The following is a 777-nucleotide window of genomic DNA, read 5'->3' as shown; positions in this document are numbered from 1 at the left end:
GGTGATGGTATGCACCTGCTCGATGTAGGGCGTTAACATCTCGATTATCGCATCCCGCACCACCCCAGCCTGTTTGCTCGCGACCCGCTTGACCAGATAGAGCCGGCTCTTGCGCTCCACCAGGGTGACCAGTGCACCTGTGCCTTGCTTGCCCAGCACCGTGTCCGCCTCCCAATCACCGAGCCGCTCCCGGCTATCGACGATAGCCGGCCGTTCATCAATAGAGCGGGCTTCCTTGATGGGAGAACGCAGGCTGCTCGCCCCCTTGCGGTAGCGCTTGTGGCCCTGGCGCAGATGGCGGTACAACTGGCCACCCCGGGCTTTGTCGGCGGCCACATGGCGGTATATCCACTCGTGACTCACCATGAGGCCTATCTGCTTGCCCACCGCGCTTATCTGCTCCGGGCTCCACCACCAGGCGAGTGTCAGCTCGACAAACTGGATGACATCGGCAGATAGCCGAGATTTGGCCGCACTGGCCCGTCGGTGGGTGGCGTGCTGATGCGCATTGTCTGGCTGGTAGCCCTGCGGCCCAGCGTTACGACGCAGCTCCCGGTAGAGGGTGGAGCGATGAACGCCAATGGCGCGTGCGGTGGCAAGGATGGACATCCCCTGTGCGCGAAGCACCGATAACTGGTATCGTTGCCCCTCGGTCAACTGCTGATAGCTCATGGTGATACTGCTTTTACTTTGGCGAGCAGAAGGGTACCACCAATCAGCAGTTGGCCACCTCTCGCCATTCATCCATGAGTGTCGCACTTATTATCTGAATTCCCG

Annotated in this window: 1 protein-coding gene; it reads right to left on the bottom strand. The window is 60.7% G+C overall.

Going from position 1 to position 777, the window contains the following annotated elements:
• Window positions 1-672: IS30-like element ISAs2 family transposase (locus ACLHZ1_RS20545; protein WP_427263535.1), on the bottom strand; the 672-nt coding region annotated here is incomplete at its 3' end.
• Window positions 673-777 lie beyond the last annotated feature (105 nt).

The organism is Aeromonas sobria (assembly GCF_050266975.1).
GTDB classification, from domain to species: Bacteria; Pseudomonadota; Gammaproteobacteria; order Enterobacterales; family Aeromonadaceae; genus Aeromonas; species Aeromonas sobria_B.
The sequence above is the reverse complement of the archived record's forward strand: the minus strand, read 5'-3'. Positions and strand labels throughout refer to the sequence as shown.